This window comes from Rhizobium sp. GR12, assembly GCF_036596185.1.
Taxonomy (GTDB): Bacteria; Pseudomonadota; Alphaproteobacteria; order Rhizobiales; family Rhizobiaceae; genus Agrobacterium; species Agrobacterium nepotum.
In genome coordinates this window covers 158,662-174,875 of sequence record NZ_JASXTH010000009.1, presented here as the reverse complement: position 1 = coordinate 174,875, position 16,214 = coordinate 158,662, and the positions used below count along the sequence as shown (strand labels likewise).

At 59.9% G+C, this 16,214-nt stretch carries 17 protein-coding genes; 15 read left to right on the top strand and 2 right to left on the bottom strand.

The window, feature by feature from the left end; translation table 11 throughout:
- Position 1: 1 nt before the first annotated feature.
- Both QSK43_RS17280 and chrA read left to right on the top strand, forming a co-directional pair.
- On the top strand, positions 2–1,225 hold the full coding sequence (locus QSK43_RS17280; RefSeq protein ID WP_332304479.1) for a DUF1501 domain-containing protein: 1,224 nt from the start codon (positions 2–4) through the stop codon (positions 1,223–1,225).
- Between the two features lie 170 nt (positions 1,226–1,395).
- On the top strand, positions 1,396–2,625 hold the full coding sequence (chrA, locus tag QSK43_RS17275; protein ID WP_332304478.1) for a chromate efflux transporter: 1,230 nt from the start codon (positions 1,396–1,398) through the stop codon (positions 2,623–2,625).
- Here chrA and QSK43_RS17270 read toward each other — a convergent pair.
- Entirely contained in the window at positions 2,620–3,510 is an 891-nt protein-coding gene (locus QSK43_RS17270) for a LysR substrate-binding domain-containing protein (protein WP_332304477.1), read from the bottom strand. The genes chrA and QSK43_RS17270 overlap by 6 nt on opposite strands.
- 133 nt (positions 3,511–3,643) lie before the next feature.
- On the opposite strand from QSK43_RS17270, the gene ampC reads away from it, so the two are divergent.
- The 8 genes from ampC to QSK43_RS17230 all read left to right on the top strand — a co-directional run bounded on the left by ampC (position 3,644) and on the right by QSK43_RS17230 (position 13,245).
- Positions 3,644–4,801 carry a class C beta-lactamase gene (gene ampC, locus QSK43_RS17265; protein ID WP_332304476.1) on the top strand — a complete coding sequence of 386 codons (1,158 nt, stop codon included), beginning with the start codon at positions 3,644–3,646 and terminating at the stop codon, positions 4,799–4,801.
- A gap of 249 nt (positions 4,802–5,050) precedes the next feature.
- Positions 5,051–5,824 carry a FadR/GntR family transcriptional regulator gene (locus tag QSK43_RS17260; protein ID WP_442967853.1) on the top strand — a complete coding sequence of 258 codons (774 nt, stop codon included), beginning with the start codon at positions 5,051–5,053 and terminating at the stop codon, positions 5,822–5,824.
- An 89-nt stretch (positions 5,825–5,913) separates the two neighbouring features.
- On the top strand, positions 5,914–7,422 hold the full coding sequence (locus tag QSK43_RS17255) for an ABC transporter substrate-binding protein (protein WP_332304474.1): 1,509 nt from the start codon (positions 5,914–5,916) through the stop codon (positions 7,420–7,422).
- Positions 7,423–7,489: 67 nt separating this feature from the next.
- Positions 7,490–8,437 (top strand): ABC transporter permease, encoded by a 948-nt coding sequence (locus QSK43_RS17250; protein ID WP_332304473.1) that lies wholly within the window; start codon positions 7,490–7,492, stop codon positions 8,435–8,437.
- Positions 8,438–8,448: 11 nt separating this feature from the next.
- Complete coding sequence (locus tag QSK43_RS17245; protein ID WP_332304472.1) at positions 8,449–9,321, top strand: ABC transporter permease; 873 nt, start codon at positions 8,449–8,451, stop codon at positions 9,319–9,321.
- A gap of 22 nt (positions 9,322–9,343) precedes the next feature.
- Entirely contained in the window at positions 9,344–11,128 is a 1,785-nt protein-coding gene (locus tag QSK43_RS17240; protein ID WP_332304471.1) for a gamma-glutamyltransferase family protein, read from the top strand.
- Between the two features lie 4 nt (positions 11,129–11,132).
- Positions 11,133–12,944 carry an ABC transporter ATP-binding protein gene (locus QSK43_RS17235; RefSeq protein ID WP_332304470.1) on the top strand — a complete coding sequence of 604 codons (1,812 nt, stop codon included), beginning with the start codon at positions 11,133–11,135 and terminating at the stop codon, positions 12,942–12,944.
- A 118-nt stretch (positions 12,945–13,062) separates the two neighbouring features.
- Positions 13,063–13,245, top strand: coding sequence for a hypothetical protein (locus QSK43_RS17230; protein ID WP_332304469.1), 183 nt, complete (start codon positions 13,063–13,065; stop codon positions 13,243–13,245).
- Positions 13,246–13,303: 58 nt separating this feature from the next.
- Here QSK43_RS17230 and QSK43_RS17225 read toward each other — a convergent pair whose 3' ends face one another.
- Positions 13,304–13,507, bottom strand: a complete 204-nt coding sequence (locus QSK43_RS17225; RefSeq protein WP_332304468.1) for a CsbD family protein — start codon at positions 13,505–13,507, stop codon at positions 13,304–13,306.
- A 194-nt stretch (positions 13,508–13,701) separates the two neighbouring features.
- Here QSK43_RS17225 and QSK43_RS17220 point away from each other — a divergent pair, with 194 nt between their 5' ends.
- The 5 genes from QSK43_RS17220 (at position 13,702) to QSK43_RS17200 (ending at position 16,186) form a co-directional block, all read left to right on the top strand.
- Positions 13,702–14,109 (top strand): low affinity iron permease family protein, encoded by a 408-nt coding sequence (locus QSK43_RS17220; protein WP_332304467.1) that lies wholly within the window; start codon positions 13,702–13,704, stop codon positions 14,107–14,109.
- Between the two features lie 69 nt (positions 14,110–14,178).
- Complete coding sequence (locus QSK43_RS17215; RefSeq protein ID WP_332304466.1) at positions 14,179–14,796, top strand: flavodoxin family protein; 618 nt, start codon at positions 14,179–14,181, stop codon at positions 14,794–14,796.
- A gap of 156 nt (positions 14,797–14,952) precedes the next feature.
- The gene (locus tag QSK43_RS17210; protein WP_332304465.1) at positions 14,953–15,129 is read left to right on the top strand and encodes a hypothetical protein; all 177 of its coding nucleotides are present in this window, start codon (positions 14,953–14,955) and stop codon (positions 15,127–15,129) included.
- A gap of 107 nt (positions 15,130–15,236) precedes the next feature.
- Positions 15,237–15,554, top strand: a complete 318-nt coding sequence (locus QSK43_RS17205) for a PepSY domain-containing protein (RefSeq protein WP_332304464.1) — start codon at positions 15,237–15,239, stop codon at positions 15,552–15,554.
- A 29-nt stretch (positions 15,555–15,583) separates the two neighbouring features.
- A complete protein-coding gene (locus QSK43_RS17200) occupies positions 15,584–16,186 on the top strand; it encodes a general stress protein (protein ID WP_332304463.1) in 603 nt (200 codons plus the stop codon).
- Positions 16,187–16,214: the final 28 nt, after the last annotated feature.

Genomic DNA, 16,214 nt, shown 5'->3' with positions numbered 1-16,214 from the left:
CATGCTGTGTGAACATCTTTCCCCCACCCGCCGTGCTCTTCTCGGCACAGGCGGTGCGCTTTTCGCCTGGGCTTTCATGCCGCGCTTTGCTTTTGCTGCCGGTGGTCGCGACCCACGTTTCGTCACCATCATCCTGCGCGGCGCGCTCGACGGGCTGACCGCCGTGCCCCCGGTGGGTGACCCCGATTATGAGGCCTTGCGGCAACAGATCGCCATGCGCACCGAAGGCGACAATCCCGCCCTTGCGCTGGATGGTTTCTTCGCACTCCACCCCTCTCTTCGCAATTTCCAGCGGCTTTACCGGAAGGGCGAGGCGGCAATCGTCCATGCCAGCGCCACCGGTTACCGTGACCGTTCGCATTTCGACGGGCAGGATGTGCTGGAATCGGGTTTTCCGACCCCCGGCCATGTCGAGACCGGTTGGCTGAACCGCCTGCTCGAACAGCTGCCGGCGGGTGAAACCATCAATCCGGCGGCTGGACAGCGGGTGAGCGGCCTTGCCGTTGGCGCCAGCGCACCGCTGGTCATTCGCGGCAAGGCGCCGATCCTCGGATGGGCACCATCCGTTCTCAAACCCGCCGATGGCGATCTGGCCCCGCGTCTTGCCGATCTCTATGGTCAGACGGACCCGATGCTGGCGGCATTGCTTGCCGAGGGCATCGAAACCGGCAAGATCGCCTCGGGCGTCGACATCAAGGCGCGCGGTGGTCCGGGTGATCCCGTCGGCATGGAGCAGATGGCGCGCGGTGCCGCGCGGTTGATCGCCCACCCCGAAGGCCCGCGCGTCGCAGCACTCGCCTTCGAAGGCTGGGATACCCATGCCCACGAGGTAGACCGTCTGGCGAAGTTGCTGAGCGGACTGGACAATGCGCTCGCCGCCTTCGAGCAGGAACTGGGGCCGGCCTGGAAGGACACGGCAATATTGGTCGCCACGGAGTTTGGCCGCACCGCCCGTATCAACGGCACGGAAGGGACAGATCACGGAACGGCAACAACGGCCTTTCTCGCCGGTGGCAGCATCCGTGGCGGACGTGTCATCGCCGATTGGCCCGGCCTCAAGGTCGCGCAGTTGCGGGATGGGCGGGACCTTGCGCCCACCACGGATATTCGCGCAATCATCAAGGGTCTCGCTGTCGATCATCTCGGCGCAAGCGCTGCCATGCTCGACAAGGCGGTCTTTCCCGGCTCGGAGGCCATCCGGCCCATGAAGGGGCTGATCGTCTGAGGCTGGAGAATACCTGAAACGAAGATATGGAGCGCGTCCTACGACACCTTTTATAAGGACGCACTCCGGCCTCTTCATATCCCTGTCATAATAGTATCTGATATCGATATCGTTTTAAGATATCGGCATTGTGTAGACGAACAGCCGTTGCACGCTCAGGGAGCTTTTTCGTGAAGTCGTCAACGGAAACAATTCGCACTGAAACCGCTACCCCTCGCAACGGCACGCCCGGCGAGGTCTTCGCGGCCTTCCTGAAGCTCGGCGTCACCTCCTTTGGCGGCCCCATCGCCCATCTCGGTTATTTTCGCGATGAGCTGGTCGTGCGGCGCAAATGGATCGACGAGGCCGGCTATGCCGATCTCGTGGCGCTTTGCCAGTTTCTACCCGGCCCGGCCTCCAGCCAGGTGGGTTTTGCCCTTGGGCTGCTGCGGGCAGGGCCGTTCGGCGCGCTTGCGGCCTGGACGGCGTTTACCCTGCCATCCGCCATCCTCCTCCTGCTCTTCGCTACGGTTGCCGCATCCATCGAAGGGCCAATCGGCACCGGCCTGTTGCATGGCCTGAAGATTATCGCCGTCGCCGTTGTGGCGCAGGCGGTTTGGGGCATGGCAAAAAGTCTCGCCCCCGACCGTGAACGCGCCAGCATCGCGCTTGCTGGCATCATCTGTGTCGTCTTCCTTGCTGGCGCCTTCGGGCAAATTCTGGCGCTCGCCGTGGGCGCCGTCGCCGGTCTCGTCTTCTGCCGCACAGATGCGGTTCGACAGGCCACCCATCTCGCATTCCGGGTGCCGAAAAGCGTCGGATACATCGCACTCGCCGCCTTTGTCCTTCTGCTTGGCCTCTTGCCGCTCCTTGCGGCGGTGGCCGGATCGCAGGGCCTGTCGCTGTTCGATGCGTTCTATCGTGCCGGTGCTCTTGTTTTCGGCGGCGGCCATGTAGTGCTGCCATTGCTGCAATCGGCAGTCGTTTCAACGGGCTGGGTGACGGAAGATGCGTTTATCGCCGGTTACGGCGCAACCCAGGCCGTTCCCGGTCCGCTGTTTACCTTCGCGGCCTATCTCGGCGCGGTGGTCGGGCCGCAGCCGAACGGCATTGCGGGGGCAGCCATTGCCCTCATCGCGATCTTTCTGCCGGGCATGCTGCTGCTCGTCGGCGCGCTTCCCTTCTGGGAAGGGTTCCGCAAGCACCTTCTGGCGCAGGCCGCCATGCGCGGCGCAAACGCCGCCGTCGTCGGCATTCTCGGAGCCGCACTTTATGACCCGGTGTGGACAAGCGCCATCTTCACCCCAAAAGATTTCGCGCTCGCGCTTGCGGGATTCATCCTGTTGACGGTGTGGAAGACGCCGCCATGGATCGTCGTGGTCATCTGTGCTGCCGGCGGCGTTCTGCTGGCCCTGTCATAGGCCGTCCTGCGCAGGGCCGATATTGGCAAACATCCAGTCGTAAAAGGCCTGCATGGCTGCGGTCTGCGGCTTTGATTGCAGCCGCGTCAGCCAGTAGCTCCCAAGCGATATGGTGATGGGAAAGGGCTGCACGATCTCCCCGGATGCCAGATGCCGCGAAAACATCGAGGGTGGGGCGAGCGCCACGCCCAGCCCCTGCAATGCGGCCTCCATCATGCCGAGCGAAGTATCGAAAACGATCCCGGCATTCACCTGCGCCACCGGCGTCACGCCAGCCGCCGTAAACCACGTGCTCCACTCATCTGACCTGTAGCTGCGCAGCAGCGTTGCCTCCGCGAGAGCGGCGGGCGATTTCAGTGTCTCCGCCAGTTTCGGCGTGCAAAGGGGCGACAAAGGCGCTTCGAAAAGCCGGAACGCATCCGTGCCATGCCAGGAGCCCTGGCCGAAGCGAATGGCGAAATCCAGCCCTTCGGCGGCCATGTCTACCCGGTTGTTATTGGTGGAAACGCGCACATCGACAAATGGGTGCTGCTTTTGAAACTCTCTTAGTCGGGGCAGCAGCCAGCCAACGGCAAAGGTTCCCACAACCCCCAGAAACAGTAGCTCGCGCACCTGTCCGGCCTCGATCCTGTCGAGCGTGGTCGCCATCTGGTCGAAGGAACTGGTCACCGTCGGCAGCAGGGCCTCACCTTCCGCCGTGATTTTCAAACCCCTCGGAAGCCGTTGAAAAAGCGAAACCCCCAACCGCTTTTCCAACCCCTTCACCTGCTGGCTCACAGCCGCCTGCGTCACGCACAGTTCAATGGCCGCGCGGGTGAAGCTGAGGTGCCGGGCTGACGCCTCGAAGGCCCGCAGGCCATTCAGGGGAAGAAATTGCCGAACCATTCAAGACCTAGATTTTCTTGTATCTGCTCCGAGATATCATGATTTGTTCGTGCATAGTAGGGCGGTTAAACGTCTTTCATTGGGTACGACGCACACGCCGAAAATCCACCTGAAATCCTGGAGAACGCGAAAGATGATACTTAATTGCAGACACGTCGCACTGGCCACCTTGCTCTCGACAAGCCTGTTCACGCAGGTTTTCGCCGCTGATGATGCCAGGCTGAAGGCGATAACGGATGTCGCGATCAAGCCGGTCATGGAGAAAAACGGTATTCCGGGTCTTGCTGTTGGGATCAGCGTCGATGGTGAAAATCACGTCTTCACCTATGGTGTTGTGTCAAAAAGTACGGGCCAGCCGGTCACCCCGCAGACGCTTTTCGAACTCGGCTCCATCAGCAAGACATTTACGGTCACGCTCAGCACTTATGCGGAGGCGCAGGGCAAGCTGTCATTGTCCGGCAAGGTCGGAGATTATCTTCCGTCCATGAAGGGGAAGCCCTTCGGCGATGTCACGCTGATGCAGCTCGGCACCCACACCGCTGGCGGTTTTCCGCTGCAGGTGCCGGATGATGTGAAAACCGAACAGCAGCTTCTGGCCTATCTCAAGGCCTGGAAGCCCTCTTATAAGGCTGGGACAAACAGAACCTACGCCAATCCCAGCATCGGAATGCTCGGATACGTCACCGCAAAGGCCATGGGCCAGGGCTTTGACAGCGCCATGCAGGACGTGCTGTTTCCCGCGCTTGGATTGAAGAGCACCTTCACCGTGGTGCCCAAAGCGAAGATGGCCGATTATGCTCAGGGCTACAAGAGAACCGGCGAGCCGGCCCGCGTGACACCGGCCATTCTCTCTTCGGAGGCTTACGGCGTCAGATCGACAGCGACAGACATGATCCGCTTCGTCAGCGCGAATATGGGTCTGGAAAAGCTGGACGCGAAACTCCAGCAGGCGATCACCAGCACCCATACGGGATATTTCAGCGTCGGCGCGATGACGCAGGATATGATCTGGGAGCAATATCCTCAAGCCGTCGCACTGAAAACGCTGGTTGAGATGAACTCCGGCGCGTTGCTGAAGACAGTGCCGGTCAAGGAAATCACGCCGCCGATGAAACCGGCCCCGGATGTTCTCATCAACAAGACCGGCTCCACCAACGGCTTCGGTGCCTATGTGGCGTTCATACCGAAGCAGAAACTCGGCATTGTCATTCTGGCCAATAAAAACTATCCCAATGAGGATCGTGTTTCCGCGGCTTACCGGATTCTGACGGCGCTTAGAACTTCCGAATGATGCCCAGGCCGTTGTGAACTTGCGCGTTGGGAGCGACGGCATTCCGGTTGTGAGGTGCCGGCAGGCTCGGCGCGCGGTTCTCCGGTCGAACCCTCATTCTTGCCTTGGGAGGATGCAGTCCTCTTCCTGAAAAACAGCACAATGCCCATATTTTGAGCTGTTCAAACGGCGGCTCAAAATTGGGCTTGACGTCTGCGAAATTTTCTCACCAAATGAACCAATACATGATTGGTTCACAAATGGTGCGGTGTGGCGGCAGGTCCTAACGACAATTCAAACTACGCTCTGGCGAAGCTGCGCGCGTACATTCAGGCGCCGCATCTCGCGAAAGATGGCCGTCTGCCGACGGAACGGGCTTTTGCCGAGACCTTCAATGTCGGTCGCCGGTCAATCCGCCGCGCTCTGGAGGTTCTGGAAGCCGAAGGTTTGATCTGGCGTCGTCAGGGGGCGGGGACCTTTGTCGGCGAAAAGCCGGATGATTGGTCCGCTCAGGTCACCGAACTGGTCGCCGGCACGGATATCATGGAAATCATGGAAGTGCGTCTTCGCATCGAGCCGCAACTGGCGCAGCTTGCAGCCATGCGCGCCAAGCCCGCCGAGGTCGAGCGCATGCGTGCGCTTGTCCAGAAGACCGGCGAGAGCACGGATGCCGACGCCAAGGAATTGTGGGACGGTTCGCTCCATCGCCAGATCGCCCAGAGCGCCGGCAACAGGCTCTTCCTGTCGATTTTCGATGTCGTCAACCGTATTCGTCAGGACGATGCCTGGCAGTCAATACGCGAGCTTGCGCGTCGCACCGGCACGAATGGCAGGGCTTCTTTCGAACAGCATATGGCCATCGTCGACGCCATTGCCGACCGCGATCCGGCGAGAGCCGGAGAAGCGATGCGCCAGCACCTTCTCATGCATCAGGAAAGGCTGATCCGCGCCACTTCGTTCGGTTTTCACGAGGAGAAAACTACGCAAGACAGCGCGGCACAAAGCCTCGACGAAGCCGACAATCCGCTTACCCCGGCCTCATAGGCTGCGGGTCAAAACCTGTCGGCCTTTCGGGCCGGCCAATTTTAAAAAGCAACGACAAAAACAAAGAAAACCAGACCAGAGGATCGAACATGAAGAAAATCTACACACTGACTGCGGCCCTGTTGGCCAGTGCGTTTCTGGCAGCACCAGCCATAGCGTCCGAATTGCGCATCGGCCTCAATGATGACGCAGATGTCCTTGATCCGGCGCAATCGCGCACCTTCGTCGGCCGTATCGTATACACTGCCATGTGCGACAAGCTGGTCGACATTTCCCAGGACATGAAGATCGTTCCGCAGCTTGCCACCGAATGGGCCTGGTCCGAAGGCGGCAAGGTGCTGACGATGAAAATTCGCGACGGCGTGAAGTTCCACGACGGCGAAACGCTGGACGCGGCGGCCGTCGTCGCCACCATCGAGCGCAACATGATCCTGCCGGAATCCCGCCGCAAGAGCGAGCTGTCTTCGGTCGAGAAGGTTGAGGCTACCGGGCCGCTGGAAGTCAAGTTCACGCTGAAGACGCCCGACGTCACGTTGCTTGCGCAGCTTTCCGACCGCGCCGGCATGATCGTCGCGCCGAAGGCAGCCAAGGAACTGGGCGCGAATTTCGGTTCGAAGCCGGTCTGCGCCGGACCGTTCAAATTCGTCGAACGCATCCAGCAGGACCGTATCGTGCTCGAGAAATTCGTGGATTATTGGGACAAGGACAAGATCAAGGTCGACAGGATCGTCTACCTCCCCATCCCCGATACCACGGTGAAGCTTGCAAACCTGCGTTCAGGCGATCTCGATATCGCCGAGCGCATCTCGGCATCCGACGCGGAATCCGTCAAGAACGATCCCAAATTGACCTATGCGGACGTGATCGGTCCGGGCTACATGGCCATGTATGTCAATATCAACAATGGTGCGCGCGCTGACAATCCGCTCGGGAAGGACAAGCGCCTGCGTCAGGCCTTCTCTTATGCGATTGACCGCGAGGCGATCGGCCAGATCGTTTTCGAGGGGACTTCCAAGGCCGGCAACCAGTCATTCCCGCCGACAAGCCCCTGGTTCAACCAGAACCTGCCGGTGCCTGCCCGCGATATCGACAAGGCCAAGCAGCTGATGAAAGAGGCGGGCTACGAGACGCTCGATATCGAACTTCAGCACGCCAACAACACCACGCAGACGCAGATGATGCAGGTGATCCAGTCTATGGTGGCGGAAGCTGGCTTCAACGTGACCCTGAAGGCCACCGAATTTGCGACGCTTCTTTCCGAACAGACGGCCGGCAATTATCAGCTCAGCCGCTCCGACTGGTCTGGTCGTATCGATCCGGACGGCAATCTTCATCAGTTCGTCACCTGCAAGGGCGGCATCAACGACGTGAAATATTGTAATCCTGAAGTCGACAAGCTGCTGAACGAAGCACGCGCCTCGACCGAAGATGCGGTCCGCAAGGAAAAATACGATGCGGCGAGCGTCATCCTCAACGATGACATGCCGATCATCTATCTCGGCCATCAGCCCTATGCCTACGCCATCTCCAACAAGGTCAAGGGCTGGGCGCCGTCGCCGGATGGCATGATCCGCCTTCTCGGCGTCAGCAAGGACTAAGCGCTTCAAATCCGCCGCACGGCTTGCCGTGCGGCCCTCCAGAACGTGTACGAACGGGGGCAATGCCATGCCTGTCTACATCGGCAAGCGACTGCTGGTCGCTATCCCGACCCTTTTGATCATCTCCATCTTCGTCTTCTCGCTGCAGAAACTGTTGCCGGGCGATCCGATCCTCGCCATGGCGGGTGAGGAGCGCGATCCGGCGACGATAGAATTCCTGCGTGAGAAATATCGGCTGAACGACCCGGTGCCCCTCCAGTACATCAACTGGCTGGGCGGCGTGGTGACCGGTGATTTCGGTATTTCGCTGCGCACGAACCAGCCGGTGCTGGAACTGATCGGCCAGAAGCTGCCGGTCACCATCCAGCTGGCTGTGATGGCGATGTTCTTCGCGATGGTCATCGGCATACCGATCGGCATTCTGGCCGCCGTCAAGAAGAATACGTGGATTGATTACACGGCCAATATCGTGGCGCTTTCGGGCCTGTCGATCCCGAATTTCTGGCTCGGCATCATGCTGATCCTGCTGGTTTCGGTCAAACTCGGCTGGCTGCCCGCATCCGGTTATGAATCGATCTTTGTCGACCCCGTTCGCTCCATCGAAACGATGATCATGCCCGCCTTCGTACTCGGCAATGCGCTTGCGGCAACGCTGATGCGCCACACAAGGTCGGCAATGATCGCGGTGCTGAATTCCGACTATATCCGCACCGCGCGCGCCAAGGGCCTCTCGCCGCGCGAGATCATCCTGTCGCACAGCTTTCGCAACGCGCTTCTGCCTATCATCACGCTGTTGGCATTGCTCTTCGGGGAACTGCTGGCGGGCGCAGTTCTGACGGAGCAGATATTCACGATCCCCGGCTTCGGCAAGATGACCGTCGATGCGGTCTTCACCCGCGATTACGCTGTCGTACAGGGCATCGTCCTTTGCACTGCGGTCGGCTTCATCCTCATGAACCTTCTGGCCGACATCGCCTACGTCCTGCTTAACCCTCGCCTCAGGGCGACGATCTGAGGCCCGATATCATGACCGCTCTCGATCAAAACCTGTCCGTACCGGTGCTGAGGCAGGAAAGCCGCGCCTGGAAGAAAATGAAGCGCAACAAATCGGCGATGGTCGGTCTGGTTATCGTGCTGTTCTTCACAATTCTTGCCGTTGCAGCACCGATCTTGCCGATCGCGGACCCGATTGCGACCAGCTGGTCGGCCATCCGCAAGGCGCCGTCCGCCGCCCACTGGCTCGGCACCGATGACCTCGGCCGCGACATTCTTTCGCGCATGATATACGGCGCGCGCGCCTCGCTGATGGCGGGCGTCGTCTCCGTGATGATCGCGGTGGTCATCGGCGTGCCCTTCGGCCTGATCGCCGGTTACTTCGGCGGCTGGGTTGATATGGTCATATCCCGCATCACCGAAGCCTTGCTGGCCATGCCATTCCTTATCATGGCAATTGCCCTTGCGGCCTTCCTCGGCCCGAGCCTTACCAACGCGATGATCGCCATTGGCCTCTCCGCCATGCCGATTTTCGTGCGGCTGACCCGTGGTCAGGTGCTGGCGGTCAAAATGGAGGATTATGTCGAAGGTGCAAGGTCGATCGGCCTCAACCACATCGACATCATGACCCGTTACATCCTGCCGAATGTCTTTGCTCCCATCATCGTGCAGGCAACGCTGACGGTTGCGACCGCCATTATCGCGGAAGCGAGCCTTTCCTTCCTCGGCCTTGGCCAGCAGGCGCCGGCGCCGTCATGGGGTTCCATGCTGAACACCGCAAAGAACTTTCTGAGCCAGGCGCCATGGATGACGATGTGGCCCGGCATTGCAATTTTCCTCGTCGTCATAGGCTTCAATCTCCTGGGCGACGGCCTGCGTGACGCGCTCGATCCGCGCGAAGCATGATTTCTCATAAGGAACTGACTGAATGACCGAATTTACCACACGCCCCGAAATCCTCGGCACATTCGGCGTCGTCACCTCGACGCACTGGATCGCCTCGGCCGTGGGCATGGCGATCCTAGAAAAGGGAGGCAACGCCTTCGATGCTGCTGTCGCCACGGGCTTCGTTTTGCAGATCGTCGAACCGCATCTCTGCGGCCCGGGCGGTGACATGCCTGCGGTCTTTTATTCGAAGAAGAAGGACAAGGTCGAAGTCATCTGCGCGCAGGGTCCTGCTCCGAGCGGTGCCACGATCGAGCACTACACTTCGGAGGGGCTGAAGCTGATCCCCGGCGATGGTCTGCTCGCAACCGTCATTCCCGGAGCCTTCGACGGCTGGATGCTGATGCTGCGCGACTATGGCACGATGAGCGTTCGCGAGGTGCTGGAGCCCGCCATCTACTACGCCGAATACGGGCACCCGACGCTGCCGCGCGTTTCCGCCACTATCAAAGGGCTGGCGGATTTCTTTGAAAAGGAATGGCCGACCTCCCATGAGACCTGGCTGCCGGGCGGTGCCGCACCCGAGCCCCATGCCCTTTTCAGAAACCCGTTTCTTGCGGAAACCTACAAGCGGATCATCAAGGAAGCCGAAGCCCGCTCCGGTCGCGAAAACCAGATCGAAGCGGCGCGCGACGCCTTCTACCGAGGTTTCGTAGCGGAAGCTATCGACACTTACGTCAGGACCGCCGAAGTCATGGATGCAAGCGGCACCAAGCACAAAGGCGTGCTGACGGCGCAGGATATGGCGGACTGGCATGCGACCGTCGAAGCGCCGCAGACGCTCGATTATCATGACTGGACGATTGCGAAGACACCCGCCTGGGGGCAGGGTCCGGTTCTGTTGCAGTCGCTCGCTTTGCTGAAAGGCTTCGATCTCGCGGCCATGGATCCGTCCGGTCCCGATTTCATCCACACCATTGTCGAAGCCATGAAACTCGCCTTTGCTGACCGTGAGGTCTATTACGGCGATCCGGAGTTCGGCCAGATTCCGACGGAGTATCTTCTCTCCGAAGGCTACAATGTCGGGCGTCGTAAACTGATCGGCTGCGAGGCATCGCTTGATCTGCGTCCCGGCACCGTGCCGGGTTACGAAAAGCAGGTGGATGCCACCATGGCCATGCTGGCCGAGATGAGCGGCAAGGGTACCGTTTACGAACCGACCATGTCGCATCTGACGGAGAAACGCGGCGACACCGTACATATCGATGTCATCGATCGCTGGGGCAACATGGTTTCCACCACGCCATCAGGCGGCTGGCTGCAATCCTCGCCAATCGTGCCGGGCCTCGGTTTTGCGCTCAATTCCCGCGCCCAGATGTTCTGGCTGAAGGAAGGTCTGCCGACTTCACTTGCGCCGGGAAAACGCCCACGCACCACGCTGACGCCGTCCCTCGCATTGCATCAGGGACGCCCTTCCATGGTGTTCGGCACGCCCGGCGGCGACCAGCAGGATCAGTGGCAACTTCCTTTCTTCCTGCGCTACGCCCATCACGGCAAGAACCTCCAGGCGTCCATCGACATGCCGCTGTTCCACACCTCGCATTTTCCGGGCTCGTTTTACCCGCGCACCAGCTCGCCGGGCGAGATCATGGTGGAAAGCACCGTCGGAGACGTCACGTTACAGGAGCTTCGCCGTCGCGGGCACAAGGTCACGGTTGCCGATGCGTGGACAGTGGGGCGTCTGACCGCCGCACGACGGGATGCCGATGGCCTGCTGCGGGCCGCCGCAACACCCCGGCTGATGCAGGCCTATGCTGTGGGACGATAGAGCCATGAATACGACACCTGTCCTATCGGTTAGAAACCTGACCACCTCTTTTCTTGTCGATGACGAGTGGAAAAGCGTCGTCCGTAACGTCTCCTTCGATGTTGCTCCCGGCGAAACCGTTGCCATTGTCGGCGAGTCCGGCTCGGGCAAGTCCGTCACCTCGCTGTCTATCATGCGCCTGCTTAACCCCGCTTCCAGCCGGATCGAAGGTGAAATTCTGCTGAACGGCCGCAATCTTCTGGCGCTTTCCGAAAAGGAAATGCGGGGCGTGCGTGGCAACGACGTCTCGATGATCTTTCAGGAACCGATGACGTCTCTCAACCCGATCTTCACGATCGGCCGTCAGATTTCCGAGGTTCTCGTTCGGCACAAGGGCCTTTCAAGGCAGCAGGCGAGGGCGGAGACGGTTCGCCTGCTGGAAAAGGTCCGCATTCCCAACGCGTCGGGCCGCTTCGATGAATATCCGCATCAGTTTTCCGGCGGCATGCGTCAGCGCGTGATGATTGCCATGGCGCTCGCCTCCCGGCCGAAACTGCTGATCGCCGATGAACCGACAACTGCGCTCGACGTCACCATTCAGGGCCAGATTCTTGATCTGATCAAGCTGCTTCAGGAGGAGGAGGGCATGTCGGTCCTCTTCATTACCCATGACATGGGCGTGGTGGCTGAGATCGCCGACCGCACGATCGTCATGTTCCGGGGTGACGAGGTTGAGACCGGACCGACAGAGGATATATTCCAGCGCGGTAAACATCCCTATACGCGGGCGCTGCTTTCGGCGGTGCCAAAGCTCGGCTCGATGCGTGATCGGCGATGGCCGACGCGTTTTCCGGTCCTCGACATGAAAACCGGCCTGTCGACCGAGCCGGTGGAAGTGGCCGAAACGGTGGCGAGCGGACAGACGCCGGTTCTGTCGGTCAAGAACCTTGTGACCCGTTTTCCCATCCGCTCTGGCCTGTGGGCGCGCCAGACGGGTGCTGTTCATGCCGTTGAAAACGTCTCCTTCGATCTGTTCCAGGGGGAAACGCTGGCACTTGTCGGCGAGTCCGGCTGCGGAAAATCGACCACCGGCCGCTCGATCATGCGCCTTGTGGAGCCGACGGCCGGCGAGGTGTCGCTCGACGGTTACGATGTGATGCGGCTTGATACCGTTGGTCTGCGCAATATGCGCAAGTCCGTGCAGATGATCTTTCAGGATCCGTTCTCTTCGCTCAATCCGCGTATGACGGTGGGGACCGCGATTTCCGAGCCCTTCATCAAACACCAGCTGGGTACCGCAAGGCAGGCAAAGGATAAGACGGCCGATCTTCTGGAGAAGGTTGGTCTGGCTGCCGACATGGCCAGCCGCTACCCCCATGAATTCTCGGGCGGCCAGCGCCAGCGCATCGCAATCGCCCGTGCGCTTGCCCTCGATCCGAAGGTCATCGTTGCAGATGAAAGCGTGTCGGCGCTCGATGTGTCGATCAAGGCGCAGGTCTGCAACCTGCTGCTCGACCTGCAACAGAGTCTCAATCTGGCCTTCCTGTTCATCTCCCACGACATGGCGGTGGTGGAGCGCGTCAGCCATCGCGTCGCGGTAATGTATCTCGGTGAGATCGTCGAGATCGGCCCGCGTGTGGCCGTCTTCGACAATCCGCAACATGCCTATACGAAGAAGCTGATGGCGGCGGTGCCGGTGCCTGATCCGGCAAGGCGCGGGATAAAGCGGAGCATATCCAACGACGAACTGAAAAGCCCGATACGGCCGATAGGTTATCAAGTACCGGAGCGGAACTACACAATGGTCTCGCCCGGCCATCTGGTCCAGATGGCTTGAGCCCTGCGCAGTTCGTAACGATGCACCCGGCATCCTCTGATGCCGGGCGTGGAGGCGTGAACTTCATCCCCGGTTCTGCTATTCAGAGTCGTCGCAACGTCTTTCGAAGGGGGGAGCCATGATTGCAGCCTATATTGATGAAATCATCATGTTTTTTGCCGGCTTGTGGATGACGCTGGTGGGGTTTGGTTATCTGCGCCTGTCAAAAAACCAGATGAGCCAGCCGCCGGTGGTCCGTCACTTCAAGTGGATGGGTCCCTTGCTGCTCGTGATCGCCCTCGTTCTGGCCGCTGCCTCATAGCTGTGGCCGCCAACCCGAACGACGAGGCGAAGAAAAACCCGCCGAAGCGGGTTTCCCATTACCATGTCTGACGACCGTACCAGTCGTCGACGTCCTTGCGGGCTCTGTCCTTCTCGTAACCGTAGCGCTCCTGAAGCTTGCCTTCCAACTGCTCGCGCTTGCCGTTGATGACGTCGAGGTCGTCGTCGGTGAGCTTGCCCCACTGTTCCTTGACGTTACCCTTCATCTGCTTCCAGTTACCTTCGACACGATTCCAATCCATTGGGACCTCCCATAGTTTTGTTTTCAGCTTACGATGGTAAATGTCTCAATCCACATGAGGTTCCGGCGAGGCGACCTGGACTGCTTCTCGTCCCACCGCACCCTGGAACAATCACCGGCTTTCTTTGTTAGTCTCACCGAAACCGAACACGGTGTGTGTGCGGCAGTGCAAGACCGCAAGGTATAGAGCGCTTCATGAATAGGCTGTTCACTCGCCTCGCAGGCGGTATCGCTTCTTTCTCAGGCTCCCCGATCGCATTCGTGGTGGCGCTGGGAACAGTTCTCGTCTGGGGGATCAGTGGTCCGTTATTTGGCTTTTCAGAGGTCTGGCAACTGGTCATCAACACGGGCACGACCATCGTCACATTCCTGATGATCTTCCTCGTGCAGAATTCGCAGAACAGGGACTCCGCCGCAATGGAAGCAAAGCTGGACGAGTTGCTGAGGGCGGTGGAGCAGGCACGCGGAGATTTTATCGGAATCGAGCACCTCACGGCGGAGGAAATCGAGGAAATCCGCGCGCGTCTTGAAAAGGACAATGGGCAGGAAAGCGACAAGCCTCCTCCCCATCACACCGTGGCTCGTCTGCTTTCCCGGCGTTAGACCCGATGCCTCGCCAGAGGAGACGGCAGCCTGAAACGTCCATCGGCCCAGCCAGCGGAAGGAGCTATCATGTCGCTCACAGCCATTGCTTTAAACGCAACGCTCAAGCCGTCGACGTCAGTCGATGGTTCTTCGACGGAAAAACTGTTGCAGTTGATCATTCGGGAACTCGCCGGTCATGACATTCGAACAGAGACGATCAGGCTTGCCGACCATAACATCAAACCCGGCGTCTCCTCCGATGAAGGTGAGGGCGACGCGTGGCCCGCCATCAGGAGAAAAATCCTCGAGGCCGATATTCTCCTGTTTGGAACGCCGATATGGCTCGGTCAGCCTTCGAGCGTGTGTAAAAGGGTGCTGGAGCGCATGGATGCGTTTCTCGGCGAGACCGACGATCAGGAGCGAATGGTTTCCTATGGCAAGGTCGCAGCCGTTGCCGTTGTGGGCAATGAGGACGGCGCCCACCATGTATCGGCAGAGCTTTTTCAGGCACTGAACGATGTCGGCTTCACCATTCCGGCCAACGCGGTTGCCTACTGGGTCGGAGAAGCGATGGGCTCGAAGGATTTCATCGACCTCGATGAACCACCTGAGGCGGTGGAGACCATGATCGGCATGCTCGTACGCAATACCGTCCATCTGGCTGCTCTTTTGAAAAATGCCCAGTATCCGGGAAGCAAGGCGTAACGGCATTTCCGCCGCGAGCCGGTTTGCGCCACTTCTCGTCGGACGAAGCAATATTTCCCGTGACTTCAATTATTTTGGGAACTTGGCCGATGTCGCGGAGTTCGGAGGGCGTCCGAATCCGGACCTTTCAGTATCGTCACATCAAGGAGGAGAGACATGCCAAATCAAGGTGGATCACACGACCAGGGCAAGGCTGGTCAACAGACCAAAAGCAGCAACAACAAGGGTGGCAACGACACCCGCCGTTCCTCGGCCAGGGACGATAACAAGCAGGGCGGCACACATGAACAGCATGTGAAGGCCGGGCAGCAAAGTCACAAGAATGACCGTTGATGTCTGTCTGAGAACGGGTTCCCGTCTGGAGGAGGGGAACCCCGGAGATGGAAAGGTCGATTGGACCAGACGGATCGAGACCGGAATGCCAAGCGGAGGAAAACCGGATGAAAACGACCATTCTAGTTGTGATGCTCTTCGGGGCCAGCACGGTGTCGGCCGTAGCCCAGCAGGCTCCGGCGACCAATCCCAGCGGAAACACGCCGGCTGTTACCACGCCTGACAGCAAAAATCCCACCGCTCCGGTGGAGGGCGCCAACAGCTTCACTGAGGCCCAGGCTAAGGAGCGCATCGAAGCTGCCGGGTACACGCAGGTCAAGGACCTGAGGAAAGACGACAAAGGCGTGTGGATGGCATCGGGCATGAAGGACGGCAAAGCCATGGCCATCGCGCTCGATTACCAGGGCAACATCGTCGCCAGGTAAGGCGCGAAGGACTTTTTGGGAGGAATGACATGAGAACCGTAACCGGACTTTTTGACGACTACGCCGACGCAAAAACGGCTGTCAGCGAACTCGAGGCGGCCGGCGTACCGTCACGCGATATCAGCATCGTATCCAGCAATGCCGACGGCCGCTACGTAGAGGGCTCGAAAGCGGCTGAAGGAGCAGGCGCCGGCGCGGGAATAGGCGCTGTTGTCGGCGGCGCCGGCGGTCTGCTGACCGGCCTCGGCGTGATGGCGATCCCCGGCGTCGGGCCGGTTGTGGCCGCCGGCTGGCTTGCCGCAACGGCTGTTGGTGCAGCGGGCGGAGCCGTGGCGGGTGGCGCTGCCGGTGGCCTTATCGGAGCGATGACCCGTTCGGGCATTTCCGAAGACGACGCCAACGTCTATGCGGAAGGCGTTCGCAGGGGAGGCTCGCTCGTCACGGCAAGGGTTGAGGAGAGCTTCGTGCCGGAGGCGGAAAGCATCCTCAAGCGATCCCGCTGGATCGATCCGGTGGAGCGTCGCGCAGCTTACAGCGAAGAGGGCTGGACACGCTTTGATGAGACGCAGAGGCCCTATGCGCCGGAAGATGTCGAAAGGGAGCGGAACCGCTATCGCCATTCCTCCGTTTGACGGAAGACCGCTTTGTTCAGCCGGGGTC